The sequence below is a fragment of the Vibrio sp. V23_P3S9T160 genome (genome assembly GCF_963886625.1).
Taxonomy (GTDB): domain Bacteria; phylum Pseudomonadota; class Gammaproteobacteria; order Enterobacterales; family Vibrionaceae; genus Vibrio; species Vibrio anguillarum.
In genome coordinates, this window is record NZ_CAWPDB010000082.1 from 1 (window position 1) to 2,872 (window position 2,872).

The following is a 2,872-nucleotide window of genomic DNA, read 5'->3' on the forward strand; positions in this document are numbered from 1 at the left end:
ACTCAGTATAGAGAACGAATTGCTTAGCCAAACTTATCTTTAGCTGCCACAATTCGCACTGTCATTTACTACCAATTGGTTCATCATGAAACTTTTAGTTCGCAATCTATCTCGCTCTACAACTGAACAAGAACTTCGTGTTTTATTCTCAGCTCATGGCTCCGTAGCCGAATGTACACTTGTTTTAGACCAAGTAACGGGTCAATCAAAAGGCTTTGCTTTTGTCGAAATGCCAAACGAAAACGAAGCTAATGCTGCAATTTCTAGCCTAAACCTTTCTGACGTTGCCAAAAGCAAAATCAGAGTAAAAGCCGCAGAATAAACACCTTATAGACAAAAAGAGTAAAGCTCCGTCAGTTCAAATACATTGGGCTGACGTCTTTTAGTTTCCGTTGAGCCTGTAGAACTGCATAACGCCCGCTTAAGTGGTGAGCAACGCAATACCAAAGCCGCCGCATACCACCTTAAACACTAAAACCAACGCATGATAAAAATGCCACGCGTTGCGAATCCGTCTTGAAGCGTTTGTTAAGTTTCACTATTTCGATGATCGCTATTTTGACGAACTCTTTTTAATGTAAGTCCAAATATCATCGAAATAGTAGCAATGAGCACCGATGATAGAACAGCAAGCGTGGGAAATGCCGCTTCCAACAAAGGCTTTAACGAAATTGCTAGTGATGACTTTTCAATCAAAGTTGTAAGCGGACCTACCATTGTTAGAATTGCAGCTATAACACCCAAAGTTAAACTCATCCATTCTGTTTGCTTCTGTCGAAGTTCAGATGCTATTACTTTTCTCTCAATTACTTCTGCGTGCTCTGCGCCATCAGATTTCTCATCATCAACTAAATGTGACAATGAACTACAATAGCTTTTTTTAGTTTCAGAAGATATGAAACTAGAATCCATGATCTCTTTTATAAGCTCTTCAGCTATCTGCTTTGCATGATATACATCAGACTTTTCTACCCGGTATTTTCGAGCCGTCGCATTAATTAAAGAGTTCAATACGTCTAACTCAGGAATGTGCCCCTCTGAGATTCCCGGTCTTAGCGCATACACAACTTCACGATTCACGGTAGAGATCTTTTGAGCATATTCTTTGTTATCTTTTTTCGAGAAAAAGTATCTAGTAATTAGCGTGACTATCAAGCCACTTAGGATACCGCCACCAATCCCGACTACCCATTCATTATTAAATATTTCCACTGTATCCTCATTTGAAACTTAACGCCCGGCTAAGGGGTTGACAACGCACCGCCGAACTTAAAAAACACACTGTAAACACTGAATTTCAATTTTGCACTAAAGTCGCCAAGCGTTGACAATCCCTCTTGAGCCGTTTGTTAGGCCAATCAATTGACACAATGCTTTCAAAACCCAAGAACAAGTCTTTTTGTAAACTTTAAGCAAACTAAACCGTTCATTTATAAACCAAAATGCTGAATCAGCAAAGAAACAAAAAAACTCAAATTGAGCGATTTGGAAGAAAAGTGACGAGCGTAGCATGCTCGGCGAACGTTTGGATGCTGAAGGTTATTTTGCCGCTAAATTCACAACGACAAACAACCCAACGCGATCAAGAAACAACAAATATGTGATGACTATTTATTGCTTAAGTTCAGTCTGAGAACATGGAATTTACCGTTCAATTCCAACTCGATTTAGCCGATAAAAACTCACCTTGCCTAACGCCCTGTTAAGGTGTGAGCAACGCAATACCGAAGCTCCCGCATACCACCTTAAACACAAAACGCAACGCATAGCAAAAATGCCAAGCGTTGCGAATCACTCTTAAACAGATTGTTAGCCAGTAAAGTACGGGAAGGTTATTTCTCTACTGTGCAAACCTATACGAGCTCCCAAAGACAAGTCAGCGATATGTAGCTTCTTGTTTTCAATCTTACGCTTCCCGGGAAATTCAAGCAAAAACCTGTCATCACTCTTAGCTGATACAGCTGGAGTTTTAAGTTCGAATTCATCACTGAATAGCAACATTGGTAATCGTGATACCGCTTCAATACAGTCAACTATTTCTCGGTTCTCCCTAGGTTCAAAACCTGAGCCTCCTAACTTTCCATACTTTTTCAATACATGATCTAAACAGGACGAAACATGATAGAGATTAATTATATAGTATGGAATATATCGATTTAAAGAAAATCCAGTTTTGAGTCCATTGAAGTCCTTATGAATCAACGGATCCGGACCTAGAACCCCTTTCCCCACAACGCCTTCAATATAGTAGCCAATTATCAAGTTATTATCCCAAGCGTAAGAGAACGTATTAACTCTTCTGTGCTTGTGTTTAATTTCATTGATAATTGTTGATATATGACTTCGGTATTCTTTTGTAGATTCATTAAACTCACGAGCAGCCTTTGTCTTCAGTTTAGCCTCATCATGACATACGGACTTAATAATAGACTGACAAGCTTCTATAAAGTTGGACAAATAGAAGATTGTATTAAAGATATCGACACTATACTCTTCTATGTCGTCCGGTTTGAACTGACTATTATTTTTTCTTTTTTTTATATCTTTCTCGTACCGAGATGTAAGTCGGCTGACGCTCTTAATCACATCAGTAAAAGTAAAGTAGAACACATCAAGTGGGTGGTTCAGCTGTAGTTTTTCATGCCCACTTTTTTGTTCATCTAAACCACTTAAAGTCGCCACTACCTTTGGAAGGTAGCCCGTTTCTTTAAATGGGAGTTCATATTTCATGCAGAATTACCTCCGTAATAATTCACTGCTGGCTAACGCCCGGCTAAGGGGTTGACAACGCACCGCCGAACTCAAAAAACACACTGTAAACACTGAACTTCAATTTTGTACTAAAGTCGCCACGCGTTGGCAATCCCTCTTG

The 2,872-nt window shown here is 39.5% G+C and carries 3 protein-coding genes; 1 reads left to right on the forward strand and 2 read right to left on the reverse strand.

The features are described from left to right. Window positions 1-85: 85 nt before the first annotated feature. Window positions 86-322, forward strand: coding sequence for an RNA recognition motif domain-containing protein (locus AACU59_RS04460; protein WP_013867767.1), 237 nt, complete (start codon window positions 86-88; stop codon window positions 320-322). A gap of 206 nt (window positions 323-528) precedes the next feature. Here AACU59_RS04460 and AACU59_RS04465 read toward each other — a convergent pair whose 3' ends face one another. After that, entirely contained in the window at window positions 529-1,212 is a 684-nt protein-coding gene (locus AACU59_RS04465) for a hypothetical protein (RefSeq protein ID WP_161437735.1), read from the reverse strand. A gap of 597 nt (window positions 1,213-1,809) precedes the next feature. Further along, window positions 1,810-2,730 carry a hypothetical protein gene (locus AACU59_RS04470; RefSeq protein WP_161437736.1) on the reverse strand — a complete coding sequence of 307 codons (921 nt, stop codon included), beginning with the start codon at window positions 2,728-2,730 and terminating at the stop codon, window positions 1,810-1,812. Between the last annotated feature and the right edge of the window lie 142 nt (window positions 2,731-2,872).